The 1,434-nt window shown below is 35.3% G+C and carries 1 protein-coding gene and 1 tRNA gene; one reads left to right on the forward strand and one right to left on the reverse strand.

The features are described from left to right. The first annotated feature begins 141 nt into the window (after positions 1–141). Positions 142–214: transfer RNA gene (locus CK510_RS30340), tRNA-Ala, on the forward strand. Between the two features lie 256 nt (positions 215–470). Here CK510_RS30340 and CK510_RS30345 read toward each other — a convergent pair. Then, entirely contained in the window at positions 471–1,211 is a 741-nt protein-coding gene (locus tag CK510_RS30345) for a 3'-5' exonuclease (protein WP_245912530.1), read from the reverse strand. Between the last annotated feature and the right edge of the window lie 223 nt (positions 1,212–1,434).

Here is a 1,434-nt window from a genome sequence, read left to right on the forward strand (position 1 = left end):
GTATTAAAATATTAGGTAAGGTATCAAAAACATTAAGTATTAATAAGGTTGAAAACTTCTAATTTTAACTACATCGATAAATAGTATTGACATCTGGCAATCGTTTTTAGGATAATAGCCAAATATTTATAAGATAGATGAGGGGTTATAGCTCAGTTGGTAGAGCGCTACAATGGCATTGTAGAGGTCACCGGTTCGAGACCGGTTAGCTCCATTTAGTGTTATCGAATAACAGATTATTTGTCGTCGTTAACAGATTAATGTCGTTATCCGCAAATTAATAAAATTCTTAGTAGGTTGGGTGGAGGCTTTGCGTAACCCAACATCAATCTACATAATCAAGAGTTGTATTTTATTTCATTCAGAGTCCTAATTGAAGTTTGACAGACTAATGGGATTACTATAGTTTCAGGATTTCTCCCTAATCTAAAATAGTAGTGCGATCGCAACAGATACAGCGTCTCTCTCGCTCAATTCCACTGCCCTTGCTCAACGCGATAAACAGCTATCTGGATTTCTAAATCATCATACAATCGCACCTCAATTCCATCAGCATTAGAAATCCACATGGCTTTAGCAAAAAATTCTTCTATTGAAAATCCTTGTACAGGATAAGTACGACACCAAGCTTTCCATTCAGTTTTATTCCAGCGATAACCTTCAGCTTTTAGTAAGTCTTTGATTGCATAAGTACCATTTTCACCTTTTCCTGCTTGGTTCCCGACTCTAACAGTAATGCGTTGTACAGACTTAACAAAAGGTGGATATTCAGACCAATTGAGTATAGAGATTGTTTGTCTACTTTTTAATTCTTCAAGAAAAGGTGATACGTTATTACTCTCAGTGAGAATTAATAAATGTTCCACAGCACGAGTTAATCCAACGTAAAAAAGACGGCGTTCTTCTTCTATAACTCGCTCAATACTGTCACCAAAAATGCGAGTAAATATCCAGTCAGGATGAAGTAAAGGGTAACAATCAGCGACAGCATCAAGTATGATAACCACCTTTTTTTCCAATCCTTTGTACTTATGAGCAGTTGATATAGTTACCTTATGTCTGAAATTTTCGGGAAGGTAAGAATGGATTAATTTTAAGAAATTATCGAGTGTACCGTCTCTTGGTATATTTTGATTTTTACCGTAATTCACATACCAAGGAAAACTATTCTTTCGACTCAGTAAAACAACCTCTTTATCATCCTTAATCACCTTATTTACTAAGCGTAATATTACAGGTGTTAATCTATCTTTTAGATGTTCTTCCTCTTCGCTTGGGGTTGGTTTAAACTGTGAAATATCAGCAATATCAACTTTTCCTAATTCATTTTTATTAGCACGGGCTGGAATACCTAATCGGGTACATCCCAGTTTTTATTCTTCCAAGAAAGATAAATAAATCATGAGAAAGTAAAGGGAAATTAAACGCGAACGC

This window comes from Brunnivagina elsteri CCALA 953 (assembly GCF_002289455.1).
Taxonomy (GTDB): Bacteria; Cyanobacteriota; Cyanobacteriia; order Cyanobacteriales; family Nostocaceae; genus Brunnivagina; species Brunnivagina elsteri.